Genomic DNA, 22,905 nt, shown 5'->3' with positions numbered 1-22,905 from the left:
GGAGTGTCCTCGACGTGCTGTTTCCGGGGCGGGCGGTGCCGGCGGGTGGTGTTCGTTCGGGGGGAGTGCCTTCGGGGGTAGCGCCTTCGGGGGGCGGGCCGGGCATGCCGCCGGCGCAGAAGCGCCGGCTCCTGCTCGGCTGGGCGGTGCTGATCGCGGTGATCTACGGGGCGATCGGGATGGTCGCTGTTTCCGTCATTGGCGGGGAGAAGGTGGCGTCGCAGGAGAGCCACCGGCTCCGCATGACGCCGGGGCTGGCGGAGCGCGGGCAGACGCCGCCCGATCCGATTCCGGAGACCGGGGACTTCGTGCCGGTGACGATCGGGCTTTACCTCGACGGCGTGGACACGATCTCGATCCGCGATTCCTTCTGGACGCCGACCTTCTATGTTTGGTTCCGCTGGAACGGGGACCGGGCGCTGAACCCGGGCGGCCACTTCCGGCTGGTGGATGGCAGCATCACGCGGAAGGACCTGCAGGACGAGTACTACGGCGCCGACGGGACGAACTACCAGCGCTACCGCGTCACGGCGCGGATGACGAAGTTCTTCAACACGACGCGCGTGCCGCGGGATGGGCACCAGTTGAACCTCTACGTCGAGGATTCGCGGTTCGATGCCTCGCGCCTGCGCTACGTGGCGGATCGGGCGACGGGGATCAGTTCCCGCGTTCGCGTCCCGGGATACAGCGTGTCGCGCGAGGCGGAGCATGTGGCGAAAACCCATACCTACCGCACGGGCTACGGCGATCCGCGCGTGGACGGGAACGGGCGGCGGACCTTCAGCATGTACACCTACGGCGTGAACATCCAGCGCGACGGGATGGGCGTGTACTTCAAGGTGTTCATCGGGCTGTTCGCGGGCATGGCGCTGTGCTTCGCGAGCTTCGGGCTGCGCGCGTCGGATGCGGGGCCGCGGTTCTCGATGGTGGCGGGATCGTATTTCGGCGCGGTGGCCAATTCGTACCTTGCGGGGTCGCTGATCCCGTCCTCCGGTCAGTTCGGGCTGGTGGAGTTCGTGACCTTCCTCGGGCTGTTCACGATCTTCTTCTCGCTCATCGCGACGATCGCCTCGATCTACGTCTGGAACATCCGCGGGGATAAGGACCTGTCACGCGCCTTCGACCGCGTCACGGTCGCGGTGGCGGGGCTGGGCTACGTGGCCGTGAACATCGCGCTGCCGCTGAGCGCCTGATCTCCTTCGGGTGTTGCGCGGGTCCGGGAGGAGGGCCTTGCCCTCCTCCCGGACCCGCGACCCACCAGGGGGCAACGGCCCCCTGGACTGCGTTCCGTAAAGAGATGCCCCGGGGTGAGGGGGCGCGTCCCCTGGCGGATGGAGGTCCGGAGGAAGGCAGAGCCTTCCTCCAGGGCCACCCGGCGCAACATCCGAACGAGGTCTGCACCACGCGCCCGCTTGCCCGCGCCGGCGGGGCGGTGGCAGGACGGCGGGCATGACGATCGCCATCCTGCAATGCGGGGACGCGCCCGCGGAACTGGTGCCGGAGCATGGGCCCTATGGGGAGATGGTGCGGCGGCTGCTTGGGGGGCGGGCGGCGGTCATCCTGGACGTGACGCGGGGGGACCTGCCGAGGGAGGTCGGGGAGCACGAGGCCTACGTGCTGTCGGGGTCGCCGGCGGGGGTCTATGAGCCGCTGCCGTGGATTCCGCCGTTGCTGGAGTTCGTGCGGGGGGCGAAGGGGCGGGCGCGGATGGTCGGGATCTGCTTCGGGCACCAGGCGATGGCGCAGGCGCTGGGCGGGCAGGTCGTGAAGTCGCCGAAGGGGTGGGGGATCGGGCTGCAGCGCTACGGTGTCGAGGCGCGGGCGGGGTGGATGGATCCCGTGGATCACGTGGATGCGCCGGCGTCGCACCAGGATCAGGTGGTGGTGCGGCCGGAGGGGGCGCGCGTCGTGGCGGCGAGCGGGTTCACGCCCTTCGCGGCGCTGGATTACGGGGACGCGATCTCCTTCCAGTTCCATCCGGAGTTCACGCCGGAGTTCGGGCGCGCGCTGATCGAGGGGCGGCGGGAGCGGTACGGGGCGGCGGCGGAGGCGGCGGTCGCGTCCTATGACGCACCGAACGATTGCGCCGTCGTCGCGGGGTGGATCGGGCGGTTCCTCGACGGGGGGTAAGGCCCTTCCCCTGCCCTTCCGGTGCGGGTTCCGCGGAGGCGGCGGGCGGGGCGGGACCGGGGTTGCCGGCGGCCCGGAGGTGACGCACGGGTGGCGTGCGTGGATCGTGGATTGCACGATCGGGGCGGGCCCCCCATACGCGGGGCATGTCCGTGACGGCCCCCGCCAAGAGCGCAAACCCCGCCTTCTTCGAGGAGACGGTGACCGAGGTCCGGCACTGGACGGACCGGCTGTTCTCCTTCCGCTGCACGCGCGATCCGGCCTTCCGGTTCTCCGCGGGACAGTTCGCGATGATCGGGCTGCGGGTGGAGGGGAAGCCGCTGCTGCGGGCCTATTCCATGGGCTCGCCGCCCTGGGACGAGGGGCTGGAGTTCCTGTCCATCAAGGTGCCGGACGGGCCGCTGACGTCGCGGCTGCAACACATCCAGGCTGGGGAGACCGTGCTGATCGGGCGCAAGCCCGTGGGGACGCTGCTGCTGGACAACCTGCGGCCGGGGAAGACGCTGTGGCTCGTCTGCACGGGGACGGGTCTCGCGCCCTTCCTGTCGCTGGTTCGGGAGCCGGAGGCCTATGACCGGTTCGAGCGGGTGGTGGTGCAGCACACCGTGCGGGAGGTGGCGGAACTGGCGTTCCGCGACATGATCGAGGGGCTGCCGGAGCACGAGGTGCTGGGGGAACTCGTCGCGGGCAAGTTGCACTACCTGCCCAGCGTGACGCGGGAGGCCTTTCCGCGGCAGGGGCGGGCGCCGGACCTGTTCGGGTCGGGGCGGCTGACGGAGGAGCTGGGGCTGCCGCCGATCTCGCCGGAGCATGACCGGGTCATGCTCTGCGGATCCGAGGCCTTCAACGCGGACATGAAGGCCTTCCTGGAGGGGCGCGGGTTCCGGGAGGGGTCGAACCACGAGCCCGGCGCGTACGTGCTGGAGAAGGCGTTCGTGGAGAAGTAGGAGGCTCGGCGGAACGTATTGCAGCGGGGTTAGGAATCGGTAATACGCGCCCCAGCGCGCCGGAATCAGGCCCGAGAACGGGTCGGGCGAGCCGCGCCGAAGGGAAACGCGCGGCAAAGCCGCGCGGAGGGAGACGAGATGACCGAGAAGACCCCCGCCGGGCGTCGTGGCCTGCTTCGTGGTGCGGCCGTCGCGGCCACTGCCACCGCCGTCCTGGCGACGCCGTCCGTCAGCCGCGCGCAGACGACGACGCTGCGCTTCCAGTCGACCTGGCCGCAGCGCGACATCTTCCATGAGTTCGCGCAGGACTATGTCGAGCGGGTGAACCGCATGGCCGGCGGGCGGCTGCGGCTGGAACTGCTGGCGGCCGGCGCGGTCGTCGGGGCCTTCCAGGTGCTGGACGCGGTGAATGCGGGCACGCTGGATGGCGGGCATGGCGTCGCGGCCTATTGGTTCGGGAAGAACAAGGCGTTCTCGCTGTTCGGGACGACGCCGCCCTGGTTCGGGGATGCCAATCAGCTGCTGGGGTGGTTCTACCATGGCGGCGGCGAGGCGCTGTACCGGGAGCTGCTGCACGACATCCTCCGCGTGAACGCGGTGGGCTTCCTGTCCGGCCCGATGCCGACGCAGCCCTTCGGGTGGTTCAAGCAGCCGATCGAGCGGCCCGAGCAGATCCGCGGGCTGAAGTACCGGACGGTCGGCCTGGCGGCGGATCTGATGGCGGAGATGGGCGCGGCGGTGGTGTCGCTGCCGGGCGGCGAGATCGTGCCGGCGCTGGAGCGCGGCGTGATCGACGGGGCCGAGTTCAACAATCCGTCCTCGGACCGCGTGCTCGGCTTCCCGGACGTCGCGAAGAACTACATGATCCAGTCGTACCACCAGCGCGTCGAGAGCTTCGAGATCCTGTTCAACCGGACGAAGTTCGACGCGCTGCCGGCGGAGCTGCAGGCGATCATCCGGCACGGGGCTGAGGCCGCGTCCGCCGACATGTCGTGGAAGCTGCAGGACCGGTATTCGCGCGACCTGCTGGAGATGTCGCAGCGGCAGGGCGTGAACGTGCGGCCCCTGCCCCGCCCCGTGCTGGATGCGCAGTTGCGGGCCTGGGACACGGTGATCGCGCGGCTGGAAGGGGACAATTCCTCGCCGGCCAACGGGCCGTTCTTCAAGAAGGTCTGCGACAGCCAGCGCGACTGGTGCCGGCGGATCGGCAACTTCTTCCTGCGCTACGAGGCGTCGCCGGTGGTGTCCTACAACCACTTCTTCGCGCGCCAGGGCTGACGCCCGGCGAAGGGTACGACGCGGGCGGGGCCGGGGGGTCCCGCCCGTTTTCGCTTGGAAGGGGGACGCATGCAGCGGGTCCTGCTCGGGATCGACAAGCTCTCGACCGTGGTCGGGCAGGCCTTCGCGTGGTGCATTATCGCGCTGACGGGCGTCGTCACCTACGAGGTCGTGGCGCGCTACGCGTTCCGGGCACCGACGACCTGGGGCTACGACGTGACGTACATGCTGTACGGCACGCTGTTCATGATGGCGGGGGCCTACGCGCTGTCGCGCAACGGGCATGTGCGCGGCGACTTCCTGTACCGCATGATGCCGCCGCGGCGGCAGGCGATGCTGGACGGCGTGCTCTACGTGTTCTTCTTCTTCCCCGCGATCTTCGCATTCATGTACTACGGCTTCGGCTTCTTCCTCGACAGCTACCGGCAGAACGAACGGTCCATGTTCTCGCCGACGGGGCCGGTGATCTGGCCCTTCAAGTTCCTCATCCCGCTGGTGGGCTTCCTGCTGCTGCTGCAGGGGCTGGTGGAGCTGGTGCGCTGCATCCGCTGCGTGCGGGAGGGCGAATGGCCGCAGCGGCTGTCGGACGTGCAGGAGCTGGACCAGATCATCCTGGCGCAGGCCGAGGCGCGCGGCGCCGAGGCGCTGGCGGCGGAGCTGGCGCGGGGTGGCGACGCCGCGCTTGCTTCCGACGTGACGCCGCCTGCTGAGGCGACCCGGCGCGAGCGCGCGGGCGACCAGCAGGACGGGCGCTGAACCACACCCGCAGCATCGAGACCGAGATCCGGCAAGACCATGAGCGATCCCGCCCTCGGCCTGACCATGCTCGGGCTGTTCCTGTTCTTCATCCTGCTGGGATTCCCGATCGCCTTCACGCTGATGGCCATGGGGATCTTCTTCGGCTACCTCGGGATGGGAGACCGCGTCTTCGACCTGTTGGTGCAGCGCACCTACGCGGTGATGGCGAACGACGTGCTGATCTCCGTGCCGCTCTTCGTGTTCATGGGATACGTGATCGAACGGGCGAACATCCTGGACCGACTGTTCAAGTCCTTGCAGATGGCGTCGGGGAACATACCCGGGTCTCTGGCGGTCGCGACCCTGGCCACCTGCGCGCTGTTCGCGACGGCGACGGGGATCGTGGGCGCGGTCGTGACGCTGATGGGGCTGCTGGCATTTCCGGCGATGCTGAAGGCGGGCTACGACGTGAAGCTCGCCTCCGGCGTCGTGTGCGCGGGCGGGTGCCTCGGCATCCTCATTCCCCCCTCCATCATGCTGATCCTGTACGGGGCGACGGCGGGGGTGTCCGTCGTGCAGCTGTACGCGGCGGCGTTCATCCCGGGGGTGACGCTGGCGATCTGCTACATCCTCTACACCATCGTCATCGCGATCCTGAAGCCGGAGGTGGCGCCGCGGCTGCCGCCCTCCGAGGTGAACATCCCGTTCAGCCGGATCCTGCTGGCGCTGGCGACGTCCTTCATCCCGCTGGCGCTGCTGATCGCGTCCGTGCTCGGCGCGATCCTGATGGGGCTGGCGACGCCGTCGGAGGCGGCGGCGATGGGGTCGCTGGGGTCCATCGTTCTGGCGATCGTCTATCGCGCCTTCACCTGGGCGAAGCTGCGGGAGAGCGTCTACCTGACGGCGCGGACGTCCGCGATGGTGTGCTGGCTCTTCGTCGGGTCCTACATCTTCAGCAGCGTGTTCGGGTACCTCGGCGGGCAGCAGGTGGTCGAGGACTTCGTGAAGTCCCTGCCGCTGAACTCCTTCACCTTCATGATCCTCGCGCAGGCCATCATCTTCGTGCTGGGCTGGCCGCTGGAGTGGACGGAGATCATCGTGATCTTCGTGCCGATCTTCCTGCCGCTGCTGGATGATTTCGGCATCTCCCCGCTGTTCTTCGGGGTGATGATCGCGCTGAACCTGCAGACGTCCTTCCTGTCGCCGCCCGTGGCGATGGCGACCTTCTACCTGAAGGGCGTGGCGCCGAAGCATGTCCGGCTGGAGGACATCTTCAAGGGCGTGATGCCGTTCATCTACATCGTCGTGGCGACGATGCTGATGGTCTACGTCTTCCCGGGGCTGGTGACTTGGCTGCCCGAGACGCTCTACGGGGGGACGACGGCGGGCGATCCGGCGTTGCAGATGGAGGCGCCGCCGGCGGGCGGGTTCCAGGAGGAGGAGCAGCTGCGCTGATGGCGCGTCGGACGATCGCGCGCGGGGGCCGCGCGGAGCGGGTGGCGTCCTGGATCGCCGACGCGTTCTCGACGGGCAATCCGCTCGGGGCGGTGCCGGAGGACGACTTGCCGCGGACGCGGGCGGAGGGGGAGCGGATCGCCTTCCGGGTGCTGGAGGAGCTGGGGATCCCGCCCTGCGGGGTGCGGGTGTCGGGCGCGGGTCGCGGGGCGTTGGCGGGGCCTATGGTCGAGGGGCGGTTGCAGCCTTCCGGCACGCCGCTGGTCGGGCTGCGGCATTCCCGGGCGACGGCGGCGCTGGTCGGGGTGCTCGGGGCGTCGCTGGAGCCGGGCGAGGACGGGCCGCCGGTCATCGCGGCGGTGCATCCGGCGATCGACGTGGCGGATAGCCGGTTCACTGTCCCGCCGGCGGGCGTGGCGATGCGGGTGGCGGATGTCGGTGGGCTCGGGCAGGTGGTGATCGGGGATGCGGCCCCTCCCCCGCCGGACGGGATCATCGTGGCGGGCGCAGGCGGGCCGGTGCGGGTCGAGGTGCGGCTGGCCTTCGCCGCGGCGGCCGCGGCGGCGCGGCGGCTTGGCGGGTTGCCGGCCGGGGCGGTGCTGGTGGTCGCGGGGCTGGCACCGCTGGCGGCGCCCGATGCGGGGGACTGCATCGAGGCGGGGTTCGGCGCGCTCGGGACGGTCAGGACGCGGCTGGCGGCGCCGGTGCTGGGCCTGCCCGGTTGACCGGTGTTGCAGCGGATCCGCGCAGGGCGGAACCGCTCGGAGCGGTGGATCTGCCCTTTTGGGGGACGTGCCGCAGCGCTGTGCCTGACGCCGGTCGGGCGGACGCTCTAGCCCTCGAGCCAGGTCGCCACGAAGCCGATGATCCACATGCCGAAGGCGAGGGCGGCGACCCAGTCCGCATGGGCGAGCAGGCGTTCCTGCATCAGGCGGGAGAGCTCGCGTCCCGCCTCCGGCGGCATGGGGCGGCGGCGCCGGGCGGAGGCGAGGGCCAGGCCGAACTCCGAGTTGCGGTGGTCGCGGTGCGGGGCGGCGAGCGCGGCCGCGACGAGGAAGAGCCAGACGCCGGCGACGAGGACGGCGCCGCCGCGGAAGAGAAGGACGGCGTCGTAGCACAGGCCGAGGAGTGCGATGCCCACGGCGATCCCGACCAAGGTCAGGTTCCGGCGGATCAGGGTGTCGGCGACGGTGCGGGCGAGGTCCATCGGGGTCCTCCGGAGGCGGACGGGGGGCTTTCTCCCGCAACGCGGCAGGTGGGCACCCGGGCCGCTGACATCGGCTTGAGCGTTCAGGGTGGACCGGGTGATTGCCGCATCGCAACACCCGCGACGAAACCGTAAGGAATCAGTGGCTTTTCGGCGGCTTTCCCACGTGACGGAATGTCACGGCGCTGGCAGTTTGCCCGGGAGCGCGCGTCCAGGCGCGCGAAACGACGAAACGGGGGGACTCCGAACAGATGAGCACCACAACCGTGGGTGCCGCCAGCGCGGCGCGCCCGATGACGCAGGAGGAGCGGAAGGTCATCCTGGCCTCGTCGCTCGGCACCGTCTTCGAATGGTACGACTTCTACCTCTACGGGTCCCTCGCGGGGATCATCGCGGTGAAGTTCTTCTCGCAATTCCCCGAGGGGACGCGGAACATCTTCGCGCTGCTCGCCTTCGCGGCGGGCTTCCTCGTGCGGCCCTTCGGCGCGCTGGTGTTCGGGCGCCTGGGCGACCTCGTCGGGCGGAAGTACACCTTCCTCGTCACCATCGTGATCATGGGCGCGTCGACCTTCATCGTCGGCATCCTCCCGACCTCCGACCAGATCGGCATCACGGCGGCGGTGATCCTCATCGTGCTGCGCTGCCTGCAGGGCCTCGCGCTCGGCGGCGAGTACGGGGGTGCCGCGACCTACGTCGCGGAGCACGCGCCAAACGGGCGGCGGGGCTTCTACACCTCCTTCATCCAGATCACCGCGACGGCGGGCCTGTTCCTCTCGCTGCTGGTGATCCTCTTCACCCGGCAGATCGTGGGCGAGGCGGCCTTCGCCGACTGGGGCTGGCGCGTGCCGTTCCTGCTGTCCATCCTGCTGCTCGCGGTCTCCATCTGGATCCGGATGCAGATGCAGGAGAGCCCGGCCTTCAAGAAGATGAAGGAGGAGGGCACGGGGTCCAAGGCGCCGCTCTCCGAGGCGTTCGGGCAGTGGAAGAACGCGAAGATCGCGCTGTTCGCGCTGCTGGGCCTCGTCATGGGTCAGGCGGTCGTCTGGTACACCGGGCAGTTCTACGCCCTGTTCTTCCTCGGCTCCGTGCTGAAGGTGGACATCTTCACGACGAACCTGCTGATCGCCTGGTCGCTGCTGCTGGGCTCGGGCGGCTTCGTGCTCTTCGGCTGGCTGTCCGACAAGATCGGTCGCAAGCCGATCATCCTCGGCGGCTGCCTCCTCGCGGCGCTGACCTACTTTCCGCTCTTCAAGCTCATGAGCGCGGAGGCGAACCCGGCGCTCGCGGCGGCGCACGCAAACATCCCGGTGGTGCTGGAGGCGGACCGGTCGGGCTGCTCGTTCCAGTTCAATCCGACGGGGACGGCGCGCTTCACGCAGCCCTGCGACGTGGCGAAGGCCGCGCTCGCCCGGGCATCGGTGAACTACACGGTGCAGGACCGCCCGGGTAACCCGGCGGTGACCGTGCGGATCAACAACAACACGGCGGTCGAGGCGGCGAACAACCCGGCCTTCGCGACGCAGCTGGCCGCGGCCATCACGGCGTCCGGCTACCCGGCGGCGAGCAATCCGACGGTCGTGAAGATGTCGGGGCCCTTCGACATCTTCCGCGAGCAGCCGGCGGTGCTGATCGGGATCCTGACCATCCTCGTCATCTACGTGACGATGGTCTACGGGCCGATCGCGGCGGCGCTGGTCGAGATGTTCCCGACGCGAATCCGCTACACCTCGATGTCGCTGCCCTATCACATCGGCAACGGGTGGTTCGGCGGGCTGATGCCGGCGACGGCGTTCGCGATGATCGCGCAGACCGGCGACGTGTATTACGGCCTCTGGTACCCGATCGTCATCGCGCTCGCGACCGTCGTCATCGGCTTCTTCTTCGTGCCGGAGACGAAGGACCGCGACCTCTTCGCGGCGGACGACTCGATCGGACTGGGGGCGGGGCGGGCGTCCCGCACCTGAACCGGCCGCCCTCGGGCGGCGATGGAAGGGGCGCCGGGGAGACCCGGCGCCCTTTTCTTTTCGGAATCCGCACGGGCCGTGTCGAAATGGGTTGGGCTCGCGGCTCCTGGATATGCGCGGGCCAAGCCTTCACGCCAAGCCTTCACGACGGGCCCGCGCGGAACCGAGAAAGGGGATGACCCGATGCAGTACGTCATGCTGATCCACGAGGCCGCCGAGGACTCGGCGCAGCGGAACGACCCGGCGAAGGGGCCGGCCTATTGGGGCGGGTGGATGGCCTACGCCCAGGCGATTCAGGAGGCCGGGATCATGGTCGGGGGCAACGGCCTGGACCTCCCCGGCACCTCCACGACGCTGCGGCTGCGGGACGGGCAGCGGGTGGTGCAGGACGGGCCCTACGCCGACAGCAAGGAACAACTCGGCGGGTACTTCGTGCTGGACGTGCCGAGCGTGGAGGTCGCGCTGGACTGGGCGGCCCGCTGCCCGGCTGCGGCGCGCGGGACGATCGAACTGCGGCCCGTCCTGCCGGCGCCGAACGGGTGACGTTCGGGGTGTTCCCGATGAGGGAGCGGGTGGCACCGGAGGAAGGCGCTGCCTTCCTCCGGACCTCCATCCGCCAGGGGACTTGTCCCCTGGACCCCATCCCATTGAACGCCCCCGATCGCCGGGTGGTCGCCACGCGGCGCAAGCGCGCGTGGCGACCACCCGGCGATCGGGGGCATCTCTCAAATAGATCGAGGTTCAGGAGGCGAGCCTCCTGGTGGGTGGGAGGTTTGAAGGGAGGGCAAAGCCCTCCCTCCAAGGCAACCAGCGCCCCGGCATCGGGAACGCCCCCGACGTGACGCCGTCCGACGTCGTGCAGGGCGTGCTGCAATCCGCCTACGGGCGGCTGGTCGGTGCGCTGGCGCGGCGGACGGGGGATCTGGCGGCGGCGGAGGATGCGCTGTCGGAGGCCTTCGCGGCGGCGTTGCGGCGCTGGGCGGTGGATGGGGTGCCGGACCGGCCGGAGGCCTGGCTGCTGGTGGCGGCGCGCCGGGCGCATGGCCATGCGGCGCGGCACGGGCGCGTGCGGGAGGCGGCGGTCGCGGCGCTGCGGCAGCTGGAGGAGGAGCGGGCGGAGTCGGAGGGGGCGTGGCACGATCCGCGGCTCGGGCTGATGTTCGCCTGCGCGCATCCGGCGGTGGATGCGGGCGCGCGGGCGCCGTTGATGCTGCAGGCGGTGCTGGCGCTGGATGCGGGGCGGATTGCCGCGGCGTTCCTGGTGTCGCCGGCGGCGATGGGGCAGCGGCTGGTGCGGGCGAAGGCGCGTCTGCGGGAGGCCGGGGTGCGCTTCGAGGTGCCGGCGGAGGCGGAATGGCCGGAGCGGCTGTCGCCGGTGCTCGATGCGATCTACGCGGCGCATGCGGGGGGATGGGGCGATGCGGCGTCGGTGGCCGAGGGGACGGACGCCCGCTCGCCGGGGCTGACGGCGGAGGCGATCTGGCTCGCGCGGCTGCTGGCGGCGCTGCTGCCGGGGGAGGCGGAGGCGCAGGGGCTGCTGGCGCTGCTGCTGCACTGCGCGGCGCGGCGGGCGGCCAGGCGGGGGCCAGGTGGGGAATACGTGCCGCTGGATGTGCAGGACCCGCGGGACTGGGATGCCGGGCTGATCGTCGAGGCGGAGGCGGCGTTGCGCGGGGCCGCGCGGATCGCGCGGGCGCGACCGGGGCTGGGTTCGGTCGGGCGGTACCAGCTGGAGGCGGCGATCCAGTCGGCGCATGCGGCGCGGCGCAGTGGGGCGGGCGCGGATCCGGAGGCGGTCGCGCTGCTCTACGAGGGGCTGGTGATGGTGGCGCCGGGGCTGGGCGCGCTGGTGGGGCGGGCCGCGGCGATCGGGGCGGCGCGCGGCGCCGCGGCGGGGCTGGCGGCGCTGGATGGCCTGGCCGTCGAGGAGCCGGCGCGGTGCGCGGGGTACCAGCCCTACTGGGCGGTGCGGGCGCACCTGCTGGCGGAGGCCGGCGCGGGCGGGGCGGCGGAGGCGTATGACCGGGCGATCGGGCTGTCGGAGGATCCGGCGGTGCGGGAGTTCCTGCTCGGGCGGCGGGCAGGGCTTGGCGGCGCGGCCTGATGCCGGTCCTGGCTTCCTGGCGGTGTGGGTCGGTTGTCCTGGGAGAAGGGCGTTGCCCTCCCTCCAAACCTTCCATCCGCCAGGAGGCTCGCCCCCTGGACCTCGATCTATGGGGGACGCCCTTGGCTGAGGGCGTTCAACAGAATGGGGTCCAGGGGACACGTCCCCTGGCGGATGGAGGTCCGGAGGAAGGCAGAGCCTGCCTCCGGGGCCACCCAGCGCAACACCGCCAGGAAGCCAGGACCAGAGGCAGGCCGGCGTCAGGTCGGCTTCTTCTCGCCCCAGATCTCCTTCGCCTTTTTCGTCAGGGCTGCGCGCTTGGGGAAGGTCTTGGCGTCGTAGCGGTTGACGATCTTGGAGACGGCTTCGCTGTCGTCCTTCGTTGCCTTCACGTCGCATTTCTTCGTCAGCCAGAAGAAGAGGCCGGCGCGCAGGCCGACGGTGGCGTCGGTATCGAGGAGGTCGGGCTGCTCCACCACGGGCGGGGTGTCGGCGCCGGGGCTCTGCTCCTTCATCCACTTCGCGAACTTCTCGTAGTTCTCGCGGCCCGTGAGGTGGATGAAGCCGCGGCCGATGAACTTCCAGCCGTCGCCGGGCAGGGTGTTGCCGAGCGCGGGGCCGGTGGGGCCGTACTTGAAGTTGAAGTAGGCCTCCTGCGCCTTCCGGTTTTCGGCGGCGAGGCCCTTCAGTTTGGCCTGGAGCGCTTCCTTCGCCTTCTGCATCTCCGTCGTATCCGCCTTCGCGATGGTGGCCTTCGCGATCTTCTTGTCCAGTTCGGCGATCTTCTCCCGCACCTCGGCGGCGGTGCAGGAGGAATAGCGGGCGATCTGGTCCTCGGTGAGGTTCTTGTGGGCGGCGCGGACGTTCTTCTCGGTGTAGAAGGTGTCTTCCTTCAGCGCGGTGAAGCCGCCGGTCTCGTGGCAGCACTGTCCGAGGAAGTGGCAGAGCTGGAGGGGATCGGTCGAGATCTTGTTGAACCAGAGCGCGGCGGACGCGGCGTTGATGATCGCGTCGAAGATCGCTTGCTGCTTCGCGTCCTTCACCTCCTTCCGGCCGACGAGGAGGAGGAGTTCCTTCTGCGTGACCTCGATGTGTTTCAGGCCGGTGGCCGGGGCGCCCGAGACGGGGGAGGTGAGGTCGAAGGGCGAGCGCTTCGGGTCCACGCGGCACATGACGTCGGCGGCCTGGAAGCGGCTGCGGTCGAGGAGCGACGTGATGGGGTCGGCCGGGCCGAGGGGGCTCATGAGGCCGCCGAGGGTCGGGGTGCGCGTGGGCCAGGGCATGCGGGTCTCCGTGCGGTGATGCATAGCGGATCGGCGGGGGGCGAGCACGCGGGGCGCAGTCACACGGACGTGCGGGATGGCGAGGGCGGGGCGCGGCAGGGTCGGTGGGGTGGGGCGTAGTCGGGCAACGGTAAGCGGTGGCGGGTGACGGGTGACGGGTGACGGGTGACGGGTGACGGGTGACGGGTGACGGGTGACGGGTGACGGGTGACGGGTGACGGGTGACGGGTGACGGGTGACGGGTGACCCGGGGCCGCGGCGCTGTCCAGGGAACGGCCGGGCATTGCATCATCGGGCGGCCGGCGCGGTGCCGCTGGCGGTGGAGGAGGTCGCGTCATGCCGGATGGGGGTCGCGTGGAGGCGGGGCCGGTCCTTTTGCGGGACCAGGCGGCGGGAGGCGTCGTGACGTTGACGCTGAACCGGCCGGCGGCGCGGAACGGGTTGTCGCTCGCGCTGCTGGATGCGCTGCACGCGGCGTTGTCCGGGATCGCGGGGGATGCGGGCGTGCGCTGCGTGGTGATCGCGGCGGCGGGGCCGGTGTTCTGCGCGGGGCATGACCTGAAGGAGGTGCGGGCGGCGCATGGGTCCGAGGATCGGGGGCGCGTGCTGTTCGGGCGGATGCTGGCGCGCTGCGCGGAGGTGATGCAGGCGATCCCGTCGCTGCCGCAGCCGGTGATCGCGGCCGTGCAGGGCATGGCGACGGCGGCGGGGTGTCAGCTGGCGGCGGCTTGCGACGTGGTGGTGGCGTCGGACGCGGCGCGCTTCGCGACTCCGGGGGTCGATATCGGGCTGTTCTGCTCGACACCGGCGGTGGCGCTCGCACGGGCGGTGAACCGGAAGGCGGCGATGGACATGCTGCTCACCGGCGAACCCGTGGACGCGGAGACGGCGCTGCGGATCGGGCTGGCGTCGCGGATCGTGCCGGCAGAGCGGCTGCGGGAGGAGGTGGCGGCGTTGGCGGCGCGGATCGCGGGGCGGTCGGCGCTGGCAGTGCGGCTGGGGAAGCGGACCTTTGGCCGGCAGGTCGGGCTGCCGCTGGACCAGGCCTATGCCGTTGCCACGGAGGCGATGCTGGACAACATGCTGGCGGAAGACGCCGAGGAAGGCATCGCGGCCTTCGTCGAGAAGCGGACGCCGACGTGGAGGGATCGCTGAGATGGATGCCGTTCCGGGTGAACTGAACGCCTATGACGCGCTGCCGCGGACGGCCGCGAACTTCGTGCCCTTGACGCCGCTGCTCTTCATCGAGCGGGCGGCGGAGACGTTTCCGGATCGGGTGGCCATCGTCCACGGGGCGCATCGGTGGACCTGGCAGGCGTACCGGGACCGGGCGGTGCGGCTGGCCTCCGCGTTGTCCAAGCGCGGGATCGGGCGCGGGGATACGGTGGCGGCACTGCTGCCGAACGTGCCGGCGATGCTGGAATGCCATTACGGCGTGCCGATGTCGGGCGCGGTGCTGAACGCGATCAACATCCGGCTGGATGCGGACACGATCGGCTACATCCTTGACCATGGCGAAGCGAAGGCGATCGTCGTGGACCGGGAGTTCCTGCCGGTGCTGGAAAAGGCGATAGGCTTCGCGAAGGCGCGGCCTGTGATCATCGAGTACGACGATCCGACGGCGCGGTTCCCGCATTCTCTGGGGGGCGTGGACTACGAGGCGTTCCTGGCGGAGGGCGATGCGGGCTTCGCGTGGGTGATGCCGCGGGACGAGTGGGACGCGATCGCGCTGAACTACACGTCGGGCACGACGGGGCGGCCCAAGGGCGTCGTGTATCATCATCGCGGGGCGCACCTGGCGGCGCTGGGGAACGTGCTGGCGATCGGGATGCCGCCGGCGCCGACCTACCTGTGGACGCTGCCGATGTTCCACTGCAACGGCTGGACGTTCCCGTGGACCATGGGGGCGATCGCGGGGACGAACGTGTGCCTTCGCGCGGTGCGCGGGAACGCGATGTGGGAAGCGATCCTGGCCCACGGCGTGACGCATATGTGCGGGGCGCCGATCGTGCTGAGCACGCTGGTGCAGGCGCCGGAGCGGCAGGCGGGGACGGGGCTGGTCTTCGGCACCGCGGGTGCGGCTCCGCCGGAGGCGGTGCTGGCCGCGGCGGATGCGGCGGGGGTGCGCGTCAGGCACATCTACGGGCTGACCGAAGTGTATGGGCCCGCGACGGTGAACGAGTGGAAGTCGACCGATGACGCGAAGAGCGCGCCGGAGCGTGCGGCGCTGATGGCGCGGCAGGGCGTGCGCTACGTCACGCTGGAAGGGCTGGACGTTCTGGGCGAGGGCGACGTGCCCGTGGCGGCGGACGGCGTCGCGATGGGCGAGGTCGTCATGCGCGGCAACATGGTGATGAAGGGATATCTGAAGGACCTGCCGGCGACGGAGAAGGCGCTGCGCGGCGGGTGGTTCCGGACGGGGGACCTCGGCGTGAAGCATCCGGACGGGTACGTGCAACTGCGCGACCGGGCGAAGGACATCATCATCTCGGGCGGGGAGAACATCTCCTCGATCGAGGTGGAGGACGCGCTGTACAAGCATGCGGCGGTGGCCGTGGCCGCCGTGGTGGCGGCGCCCGACGAGAAGTGGGGCGAGGTGCCCTGGGCCTTCGTGGAGCTGAAGCCGGGGGCGAGCGCGACGGCGGAGGAACTGATCGCGCATTGCCGGGAGCGGATCGCGGGGTTCAAGGCGCCGAAGCGGATCATCTTCGAGGAGGTGCCGAAGACCTCCACGGGGAAGCTGCAGAAGGTGCCGCTGCGCGACGCCGTGCGGAGCGGGCGGTTCGGGTAGGGCGTGGGGCGACCGGGCGGAGTTGCCGGGCGCGGCGGGTGCGGCCATGGGGCATCCATCCCGATCGGTTCATGCCGGCAGCGACCGGTCTCCGTCGGCCAGGTCGTTGTGACGGCCGACGGTGCGCGCGGGGGGCGGCGTGGCAGTGTTCTGCGGCTTTCTTCGCGCCGGATGACGTGCGGCGGTCCGCCGGATTGCGCGCGGGGCGAGTTCGGATTTCCCTGCACAGATGGTTCGCGATTCGACGCCCGAGGACGTGCCTGCCATTGCTTCGATCTACGGGCATTGGGTGACGCACGGGCTGGCGTCTTTCGAGGTCGAGCCGCCGTCGGTCGAGGAGATGGGACGGCGGCGGGAAGCGCTGGTCTCGGGTAGGTATCCGCACCTCGTGGGCGAGGACGGCGGGCGGGTGCTGGGGTATGCCTATGCCTCGGCGTACCGGACGCGGCCGGCGTACCGGTTCTGCGTGGAGGATTCGGTCTACGTCGCGCCGGGGGTGTCGCGCGGGGGCGTGGGGCGGGCGCTGCTGGCGGCGCTGATCGCGCGCTGCGAGGCGGCGGGATTCCGGCAGATGATCGCGGTGATCGGGGATAGCGGGAATGCGGGCTCGATCGGGCTGCATGCGGCGCTGGGGTTTTCGCGCGCGGGGCTGCTGCCCTCGATCGGGTGGAAGCACGGGCGCTGGGTGGATTCGGTGCTGATGGTGCGGGCGCTGGGTCCGGGCGACGGCGCGCCGCCGGCGGGGTGACGCAACGGGGTCTCCGTATGGGCGTTGAGCGGGGACAACCAGAGTAGGTCACCGATGCCGGACACGAACCTCGCGCCGCCCGTCGCCGGCCATGGCGCGGCGCGGTTGGTGAGCGTGACGGTGGATGCCTACAACGCCGAGCTCCGCGACAAGGAAGGCTTCATCGGCGACCGCGCGAGCAAGCGGGCCTTCGGCGCGATCCTGGAGGAGTGGCGGGAGCGGTTGCGGAAGAATGGCGGCGATCCGCTGGGGGATGTGCCGACCGCAGACCTGAACAAGAAGCGCTTCGACCGGCTGCTGGCGGATGAGGCACCGGAGGTCGCGGCGCTGATGCACGGTGTCGTCGAGGAGTTTGCGCGGGAGCTGGCGGCAGTGACGCGACGCTTCCTGCGGCTGAAGGGGTGGAAGGACACGCAGCGGATCGTCGTCGGTGGCGGGATGAGCGGGAGCCGCGTCGGGCACCTGGCGATCGGGCGGGCGTCGCTGCTGCTGCGGGGCGAGGGGTTGGACCTGGGAATGCGTCCCATCCGGCACGCGGCGGATGAGGCGGCGCTGCTGGGCGCGGTGCACCTGGCGCCGTCCTGGATCTTCGCGGGGCATGATTCGGTGCTGGCGGTCGATATCAGCGGGACGAATGTCCGCCTCGGGATCGTCGAGTTGCAGCAGGAGAAGAAGGCGGACCTGTCGGCGTCCCGCGTCATCGGGCTGGAGCGGTGGCGGCACAAGGATGACGGGCCGACGCGGGAGCAGGCGGTGGCGCGGATCGTGGAGATGCTGCGCGGGCTGCTGCGGCGGGCGGAGGAGGAGAAGCGGCGGCTCGCGCCCTTCATCGGGATCGGGTGTCCCGGGGTGATCGCGGAGGATGGGTCGATCGAGCGCGGGGGGCAGAACCTGCCGGGGAACTGGGAGTCCTCGCGGTTTCACCTGCCGAGCGCGTTGCAGGAGGCGATCCCGGAGATCGGCGGGCATGGCAGCGTCGTGCTGATGCACAACGACGCGGTGTTGCAGGGGCTGTCGGAGATCCCGTGGATGCGGGACGTCGAGCGGTGGGGGGTGCTGACGATCGGGACGGGGTTGGGGAATGCGCGGTTCACGAACGTCGCGTCAGGGTGACGGCGGCGTCCAGGGTTCCGGCACGGTGTCGCCGGCGACGTAGAGCGGGTGGCCTGGCGTGCCGTCCGCGGTGACGCGGAGGGCCAGCGGCGTGATGCCGGCTTGGGCGAGGAGGGCGGCGAGGTCGGCGTTGCGGCGGCGGAGGGGTTTCGGGAAGAGGCCCCAGGCCGCGATGACGCGGTCGGCGCGGGTGGACCATTCGGCGATGGCGTCGTCGTTGCCGGGGCCGACGGGGTCCTCCGCTTCCAGCAGCATCTCGGGGCGGGTGGCGCGGAGGGCGAAGGCGTTGAGGACGACCATGGCGCCGCCGCCCCAGCGCCGCGTGAAGTCGCGGGCGCGACGGACGGTGGGGTCGTCCACGGTCTCGTCGGCGGTGGAGGGGTTCATCATGATCCAGGCGGTGAGGCCGGGGGAGCCGAAGGGTTGGTTGTCCCAGCGGCGTTCGAGGACGGTGCGGTAGCGGCCGTCGGGGGAGAAGACGGCGCGGGAGACGATTTCGGCGCCGACGCGCAGGCGGACCTTGCCGCCGGGGTCGTGGAGGTCCTGGGGACGAGCGGTCACCGCAGGACCTGCGTGTGCAGGAACAACGCGAGGAGGGCCGCGAAGATGAGACCCCAGACCAGGAGCGCGCCGCGGCCATAGGGGCCGTTGGCGGCGAGGGTCACGCGGCGGGGATCTGCCGGATCGTAGGCGACGAGGACGGTTTCGTTGCGGGAGCCTGCGTCGTCCTCCGTCAGCGTCACGGGGCCGCGGAGCCGGGCGGTGATAGCGCCGGCGGGCGTGTCGAAGGCCACGGACATGCGGCGGTTCGCGATGCGGACCGGGCCCGGCGGCCGGAGGAGGCGCGCGGTCGCGCGAGGCCAGGTGCGGGCGCGGCGGCGGGAGAGGAGGACGGAGGCGACGGCGAGGCCGGACGCGCCGAGGAGGAAGGTCCAGAGGACCGTCGCGACGGGGTTGATCCCGTTCAGGCCCATCGCGGCTACAGCGCGCTCGCGCTGGCCTCTGACCGCGTGGCGCCCACGCGCTGGGCCAGGGCGGCCGCCATGAACTCGTCGAGGTCGCCGTCCAGCACCGCGGCGGGGTTGCCCTTCTCCACGCCGGTACGGAGGTCCTTCACCATCTGGTAGGGCTGCAGGACGTAGGAGCGGATCTGGTGGCCCCAGCCGATGTCGGTCTTGCCGGCCTCAATGCCCGCGGTCACCGCCTCGCGCCGCGCGAGTTCGCGCTCATACAAACGGGCACGGAGCATATCCATCGCGATGGCGCGGTTGCGGTGCTGGCTGCGGTCCTGCGTGGACGCCACCACGATCCCCGTCGGAATGTGCGTGAAGCGGACGCCGGATTCCGTCTTGTTCACGTGCTGGCCGCCGGCGCCGCTCGCGCGGAAGGTGTCGGTCTTCAGGTCGGCGGGGTTGATCTCGATCTCGATCTTGTCGTCGATCACGGGGTAGACGTACACGCTCGCGAAGGAGGTCTGGCGCTTGTCGTTCCCGCCGAACGGGGAGATGCGGACGAGGCGGTGCACGCCCGTCTCGGTCTTCAGCCAGCCATAGGCGTTGTCGCCGGACACCTGGATCGTCGCGGACTTGATGCCGGCCTCGTCGCCCTCGGACTCCTCGGTGAGCGTCACCTTGTAGCCGTGCTGCTCGGCCCAGCGCATGTACATGCGCAGCACCATCTGCGCGAAATCCTGCGCATCGGTGCCGCCGGCGCCGGAATTGACCTCCACGAAGGCGTCGTTGGCGTCGGCCTCGCCGGAGAGCAGGCTTTCGATCTCGCGGCGCTTGGCGTCGGCGGCCAGGGCGTTGAGGTCGGCCACCGCGGCGTCGGCGGTCGCAGCGTCGCCTTCGGCTTCCGCCAGCTCGACCAGGTCGAGCGCGTCGGCCACGTCGCGCTCCAGCTTCCGCACGCCCTCGACCTGGTCGGCGAGGCGCGTGCGTTCGCGCATCAGCTTCTGCGCCGCCGCCGCGTCGTTCCAGAGGGAGGGATCCTCCGCGCGCGCGTTCAGTTCCTGGAGGCGCACGACGGCGCGGTCCCAGTCGAGGTGTCGGCGGAGCAGGGCGACGGAGTCCGTGATCTCCGCCTTCAGGTTCTCGGCATCGGCGCGCATGGCGGGCTAGGTCATCTTCAGGTGCGATTCACGCGTACGGCCTTCGGCCTCCCGCGACCGCACGGGGTTCAGGTGCGATTCACGCGTACGGCCTTCGGCCTCCCGCGACCGCACGGGGTTCAGGTGCGGTTCACGCGTACGGCCCTCGGCTTCCCGCGACCGCACGGGGTTTTGGTGCGATTCACGCGTACGGCCTTCGGCCTCCCGCGACCGCACCTAATAGAGTCCCCCCAGGCTGCTGTCCACGGAGGAGGCGGTGCCGCCGCGGCTGCCGCCCGTACTGGCGCTGGCCACCTCCCCTCCTCCGATCGGCGGGCGGGCGCTGTTCTCGGTGCCCGGGCGGAAGGGCTCGAGGATGGACTGTCCGTTGCTCGTCGTCACGCGCACCAGGGCGACGCCGGGCGGCGCGCGGAAGGGCACCGGCGGGGAGTCGCGCAGCGCCGCTTCCAGCACGTCGTGGAAGATCGGCGCGGCGTTGCCGCCGCCGGTCTCGCCTTCGCCGAGCGGGCGAGGGTCGTCGAAGCCGACCCAGACCGCGATGACGATGTCCGGCGTGAAGCCGACGAACCAGTTGTCGTGGTAGTCGTTCGTCGTGCCGGTCTTGCCGGCGATCGGGCGGTTCAGGCCCTGGCCGGCGCGGGTGCCGGTGCCGCGCTGCACGACACCCTGGAGCAGCGAGACCATCTGGTAGGCGGCGATGGGGTCCAGCGCCTCGCGGCGCGTGTCCTGCAGGCGCGGCGGGGAGGAGACGTCGCCGCCGCAGCCTTGGCAGCGCAGCGCGTCGTTGCGCCAGACCACGTTGCCGAAGCGGTCCTGCACGGAGTCGATGAGCGAGGGTTCGACGGCGCGGCCGCCGTTGACGAAGGCGGCGTAGCCGGCGGCCTGGCGCATGACCGTGACCTCGCCGGCGCCGAGCGACATGGACAGCAGGCGCGGCATGTTGGGGATGACGCCCAGGCGGGAGACGGTCTGGGCGATCTTGTCCATCCCGACCTCCTGCGCGAGGCGGACGGTCACGAGGTTGAGCGAGCGCTCCATGGCCTGGCGCATGGTGACCATGCCGTTGGAGGACGTGCGGTCGTAGTTGCCCGGACGCCAGAGGCCCTGGGGCGTGTTCACCTCGACCGGGGCGTCGAGCAGCATCTGGTTCGGCGGAATGCCCTGCTCCAGCGCGGTGACGTAGACGTACGGCTTGAAGGAGGATCCGGGCTGCCGCATCGCCTGGGTCGCGCGGTTGAACCAGGACTGCTCGAAGGACCAGCCGCCGACGACGGCCAGCACGCGGCCGGTGGAGGGGTCGATCGCGGAGATGGCGCCCTGGATCTGCGGGATCTGGCGCAATGCCAGGCGTTCCGGGCGACCGGCGGCGCGGGCGCCGGTTCCGCCCTGTCCCGCCCCTGCCTGACCGGGCTGGGCCGGCAGGATTTCCACCATCACCACGTCGCCGGGGGTGACCACGTCGGCCATGCGGCGCGGGGCGGCGCCGAGGCGTCCGTCGCGGTTCGGGCGCGCCCAGGCCGAGACGTCGCCGAAGTCCAGCGTGCCGGTGCGGGGCTGGGACGGCGCACGGGGGCCGGGCGCTCGCCCCAGCCGAGGCGGGCCTCGCGGTCGCGGACTTCCAGGACCACGGCGAGGCGCCAGTTCGGCAGCATGCCGGGAACGCGCTGGACGCCTTCCAGCGCCGGCATCCATTCGGCGGCGCTGGCGGAGACCTTCGTCACCGGGCCACGCCAGCCGCCGCGGCGGCGGTCGTAATCCATGAGGTGGCGCTGGAGGGCCTGTTCGGCGGCCAGTTGCAGCGCGGGCTCCATGGAGGTGCGGACGACGAGACCGCCCATCGTCGTCTGCTCGGGCCCGAAGCGGGAGGTCAGTTCGCGGCGCACCTCCTCGAGGAAGTACTGGCCGTGGGCGACGATCTCCGGGCGACCGCGCGCGCGCCTGCGGGGCTCGGCCTTCGCGGCGTCAGCCTCGGCGCGGGTGATGGCGCGGTCATCGGCCATGCGGTCGATCACCCAGTCGCGGCGAGCGCGGGCGGCGTCGGGATTGCGGGCCGGGTTGTAGTTGTTCGGGGCCTTCGGGAGGGCCGCGAGGAAGGCCATCTCGCCGATCGTGAGTTCGTCCAGGCCCTTGTTGAAGTAGTTCTGCGCGGCGGCGGCAACGCCGTAGGCCTGGGCGCCGAGGAAGATCTCGTTGAGGTAGATTTCCAGGATCCGGTCCTTGCTCATCGCCTGTTCCAGGCGGACGGCGAGGACGGCTTCGCGGACCTTGCGCATGAGCGACCGGTCGGCGCCCACCAGCATGTTCTTCGCGACCTGCTGGGTGATGGTGGAGGCGCCGATCGGGCGGCGGCCCGTGCCGAGGGTTTCGAGGTTGGTGACGGTGGCGCGGGCGATGGCCAGCGGGTCCACGCCGTGGTGGGTGCGGAAGGACTGGTCCTCCGCGCTGATGAAGGCCTGCTGCAGGCGCGCGGGGATGGCGCCGATCGGGACGAAGACGCGGCGTTCCAGCGCGAGTTCGGCCATGAGGCGCGAGTCCGCGGCGTAGATGCGCGACATCTGCGGCGGCTGGTAGTCGGCGAGCCAAGCGTGGTCCGGCAGGTCGGCGGTCGCCTGGCGCCAGACCGTGTAGGCGCCGATCGCGCCGACGGTGACGCCCATGACGAAGAGGGCCGCGACGGCGCCGAGGATGCGGCGGAACCAGGAACCGCGGCGGCGCTTCTTCTCGACCCGCGGCGGGGGCGGCGGCGGCGGCTCGGCGCCGTCCGCCATCGGGTCGGGCGCGTTGCCGGCGGGCGGGCGGCGCTCGCCGGTCAGGGGCCGTTCGGCGCGGAGGGGCGGTGGCGACATGCTGTCCTTATACGCGTCGGGCGCGCGACCGGATGACGGTTCCGCTTCCGCTTCGTCCCAGATGGGAGTGGGGGCGGATCCTTACATCACGGCGGCGCTGTGCGGGATGCCCGGCCTGCGGGTCGGGGTCGCACGAATGGGTTAAGCGGGGCGCCCGGCAGCGGTTGCCAGGGGCGCAACGATGGGGGCGG

At 71.0% G+C, this 22,905-nt stretch carries 21 protein-coding genes; 14 read left to right on the top strand and 7 right to left on the bottom strand.

The window, feature by feature from the left end:
- The first annotated feature begins 104 nt into the window (after window positions 1-104).
- The 7 genes from ACE7GA_RS14040 (at window position 105) to ACE7GA_RS14010 (ending at window position 7,273) form a co-directional block, all read left to right on the top strand.
- Window positions 105-1,193, top strand: a complete 1,089-nt coding sequence (locus ACE7GA_RS14040; RefSeq protein ID WP_376087426.1) for a hypothetical protein — start codon at window positions 105-107, stop codon at window positions 1,191-1,193.
- A 256-nt stretch (window positions 1,194-1,449) separates the two neighbouring features.
- On the top strand, window positions 1,450-2,130 hold the full coding sequence (locus ACE7GA_RS14035) for a type 1 glutamine amidotransferase (protein WP_376087421.1): 681 nt from the start codon (window positions 1,450-1,452) through the stop codon (window positions 2,128-2,130).
- 146 nt (window positions 2,131-2,276) lie between these two features.
- Window positions 2,277-3,077, top strand: a complete 801-nt coding sequence (locus ACE7GA_RS14030; RefSeq protein WP_376087419.1) for a ferredoxin--NADP reductase — start codon at window positions 2,277-2,279, stop codon at window positions 3,075-3,077.
- Between the two features lie 138 nt (window positions 3,078-3,215).
- The gene (locus ACE7GA_RS14025) at window positions 3,216-4,355 is read left to right on the top strand and encodes a TRAP transporter substrate-binding protein (protein ID WP_376087417.1); all 1,140 of its coding nucleotides are present in this window, start codon (window positions 3,216-3,218) and stop codon (window positions 4,353-4,355) included.
- 69 nt (window positions 4,356-4,424) lie between these two features.
- Window positions 4,425-5,111, top strand: coding sequence for a TRAP transporter small permease subunit (locus ACE7GA_RS14020; RefSeq protein WP_376087415.1), 687 nt, complete (start codon window positions 4,425-4,427; stop codon window positions 5,109-5,111).
- A 39-nt stretch (window positions 5,112-5,150) separates the two neighbouring features.
- Window positions 5,151-6,548 carry a TRAP transporter large permease subunit gene (locus tag ACE7GA_RS14015; protein WP_376087413.1) on the top strand — a complete coding sequence of 466 codons (1,398 nt, stop codon included), beginning with the start codon at window positions 5,151-5,153 and terminating at the stop codon, window positions 6,546-6,548.
- Window positions 6,548-7,273 carry a hypothetical protein gene (locus tag ACE7GA_RS14010; protein WP_376087411.1) on the top strand — a complete coding sequence of 242 codons (726 nt, stop codon included), beginning with the start codon at window positions 6,548-6,550 and terminating at the stop codon, window positions 7,271-7,273. Before ACE7GA_RS14015 ends, ACE7GA_RS14010 begins: the two co-directional genes overlap by 1 nt.
- Before the next feature lie 107 nt (window positions 7,274-7,380).
- Here ACE7GA_RS14010 and ACE7GA_RS14005 read toward each other — a convergent pair whose 3' ends face one another.
- A complete protein-coding gene (locus ACE7GA_RS14005) occupies window positions 7,381-7,755 on the bottom strand; it encodes a hypothetical protein (RefSeq protein ID WP_376087409.1) in 375 nt (124 codons plus the stop codon).
- A gap of 251 nt (window positions 7,756-8,006) precedes the next feature.
- On the opposite strand from ACE7GA_RS14005, the gene ACE7GA_RS14000 reads away from it, so the two are divergent.
- The 3 genes from ACE7GA_RS14000 (at window position 8,007) to ACE7GA_RS13990 (ending at window position 11,823) form a co-directional block, all read left to right on the top strand.
- Window positions 8,007-9,719 (top strand): MFS transporter, encoded by a 1,713-nt coding sequence (locus ACE7GA_RS14000; RefSeq protein ID WP_376087407.1) that lies wholly within the window; start codon window positions 8,007-8,009, stop codon window positions 9,717-9,719.
- 183 nt (window positions 9,720-9,902) lie between these two features.
- Window positions 9,903-10,262, top strand: coding sequence for a YciI family protein (locus tag ACE7GA_RS13995; protein WP_376087405.1), 360 nt, complete (start codon window positions 9,903-9,905; stop codon window positions 10,260-10,262).
- A gap of 295 nt (window positions 10,263-10,557) precedes the next feature.
- Window positions 10,558-11,823 carry an RNA polymerase sigma factor gene (locus ACE7GA_RS13990; RefSeq protein WP_376087403.1) on the top strand — a complete coding sequence of 422 codons (1,266 nt, stop codon included), beginning with the start codon at window positions 10,558-10,560 and terminating at the stop codon, window positions 11,821-11,823.
- Between the two features lie 260 nt (window positions 11,824-12,083).
- On the opposite strand, the gene ACE7GA_RS13985 is transcribed toward ACE7GA_RS13990, so the two are convergent.
- Complete coding sequence (locus tag ACE7GA_RS13985; protein WP_376087401.1) at window positions 12,084-13,106, bottom strand: glycoside hydrolase family 19 protein; 1,023 nt, start codon at window positions 13,104-13,106, stop codon at window positions 12,084-12,086.
- A gap of 336 nt (window positions 13,107-13,442) precedes the next feature.
- Between ACE7GA_RS13985 and ACE7GA_RS13980 the strand changes: the two genes are divergently transcribed.
- The 4 genes from ACE7GA_RS13980 to ACE7GA_RS13965 all read left to right on the top strand — a co-directional run bounded on the left by ACE7GA_RS13980 (window position 13,443) and on the right by ACE7GA_RS13965 (window position 17,758).
- Window positions 13,443-14,261 carry an enoyl-CoA hydratase gene (locus tag ACE7GA_RS13980; RefSeq protein ID WP_376087399.1) on the top strand — a complete coding sequence of 273 codons (819 nt, stop codon included), beginning with the start codon at window positions 13,443-13,445 and terminating at the stop codon, window positions 14,259-14,261.
- Between the two features lies 1 nt (window position 14,262).
- Complete coding sequence (locus ACE7GA_RS13975; protein WP_376087396.1) at window positions 14,263-15,897, top strand: AMP-binding protein; 1,635 nt, start codon at window positions 14,263-14,265, stop codon at window positions 15,895-15,897.
- Between the two features lie 229 nt (window positions 15,898-16,126).
- The gene (locus ACE7GA_RS13970; protein WP_376087394.1) at window positions 16,127-16,645 is read left to right on the top strand and encodes a GNAT family N-acetyltransferase; all 519 of its coding nucleotides are present in this window, start codon (window positions 16,127-16,129) and stop codon (window positions 16,643-16,645) included.
- A 54-nt stretch (window positions 16,646-16,699) separates the two neighbouring features.
- Window positions 16,700-17,758 (top strand): hypothetical protein, encoded by a 1,059-nt coding sequence (locus ACE7GA_RS13965; protein ID WP_376087392.1) that lies wholly within the window; start codon window positions 16,700-16,702, stop codon window positions 17,756-17,758.
- On the opposite strand, the gene ACE7GA_RS13960 is transcribed toward ACE7GA_RS13965, so the two are convergent.
- The 5 genes from ACE7GA_RS13960 to ACE7GA_RS13940 form a co-directional block, all read right to left on the bottom strand.
- Window positions 17,750-18,319, bottom strand: a complete 570-nt coding sequence (locus tag ACE7GA_RS13960) for a DUF1643 domain-containing protein (protein WP_376087390.1) — start codon at window positions 18,317-18,319, stop codon at window positions 17,750-17,752. The genes ACE7GA_RS13965 and ACE7GA_RS13960 overlap by 9 nt on opposite strands.
- Window positions 18,316-18,732 carry a DUF3592 domain-containing protein gene (locus ACE7GA_RS13955; RefSeq protein ID WP_376087388.1) on the bottom strand — a complete coding sequence of 139 codons (417 nt, stop codon included), beginning with the start codon at window positions 18,730-18,732 and terminating at the stop codon, window positions 18,316-18,318. Before ACE7GA_RS13955 ends, ACE7GA_RS13960 begins: the two co-directional genes overlap by 4 nt.
- Window positions 18,733-18,737: 5 nt before the next feature.
- Window positions 18,738-19,868 carry a peptide chain release factor 2 gene (prfB, locus tag ACE7GA_RS13950; RefSeq protein WP_376087386.1) on the bottom strand — a complete coding sequence of 377 codons (1,131 nt, stop codon included), beginning with the start codon at window positions 19,866-19,868 and terminating at the stop codon, window positions 18,738-18,740.
- Between the two features lie 216 nt (window positions 19,869-20,084).
- The gene (locus tag ACE7GA_RS13945; protein WP_376100275.1) at window positions 20,085-21,407 is read right to left on the bottom strand and encodes a penicillin-binding transpeptidase domain-containing protein; all 1,323 of its coding nucleotides are present in this window, start codon (window positions 21,405-21,407) and stop codon (window positions 20,085-20,087) included.
- Entirely contained in the window at window positions 21,302-22,714 is a 1,413-nt protein-coding gene (locus tag ACE7GA_RS13940; protein WP_376087384.1) for a transglycosylase domain-containing protein, read from the bottom strand. The genes ACE7GA_RS13945 and ACE7GA_RS13940 overlap by 106 nt, the downstream gene beginning before the upstream one ends.
- Window positions 22,715-22,905 lie beyond the last annotated feature (191 nt).

It is taken from the genome of Roseomonas sp. CCTCC AB2023176 (genome assembly GCF_042259275.1).
GTDB lineage: Bacteria > Pseudomonadota > Alphaproteobacteria > Acetobacterales > Acetobacteraceae > Roseomonas.
Note: the sequence above shows the minus strand (reverse complement) of the source record. Positions and strands in the feature narration are given on the sequence as shown.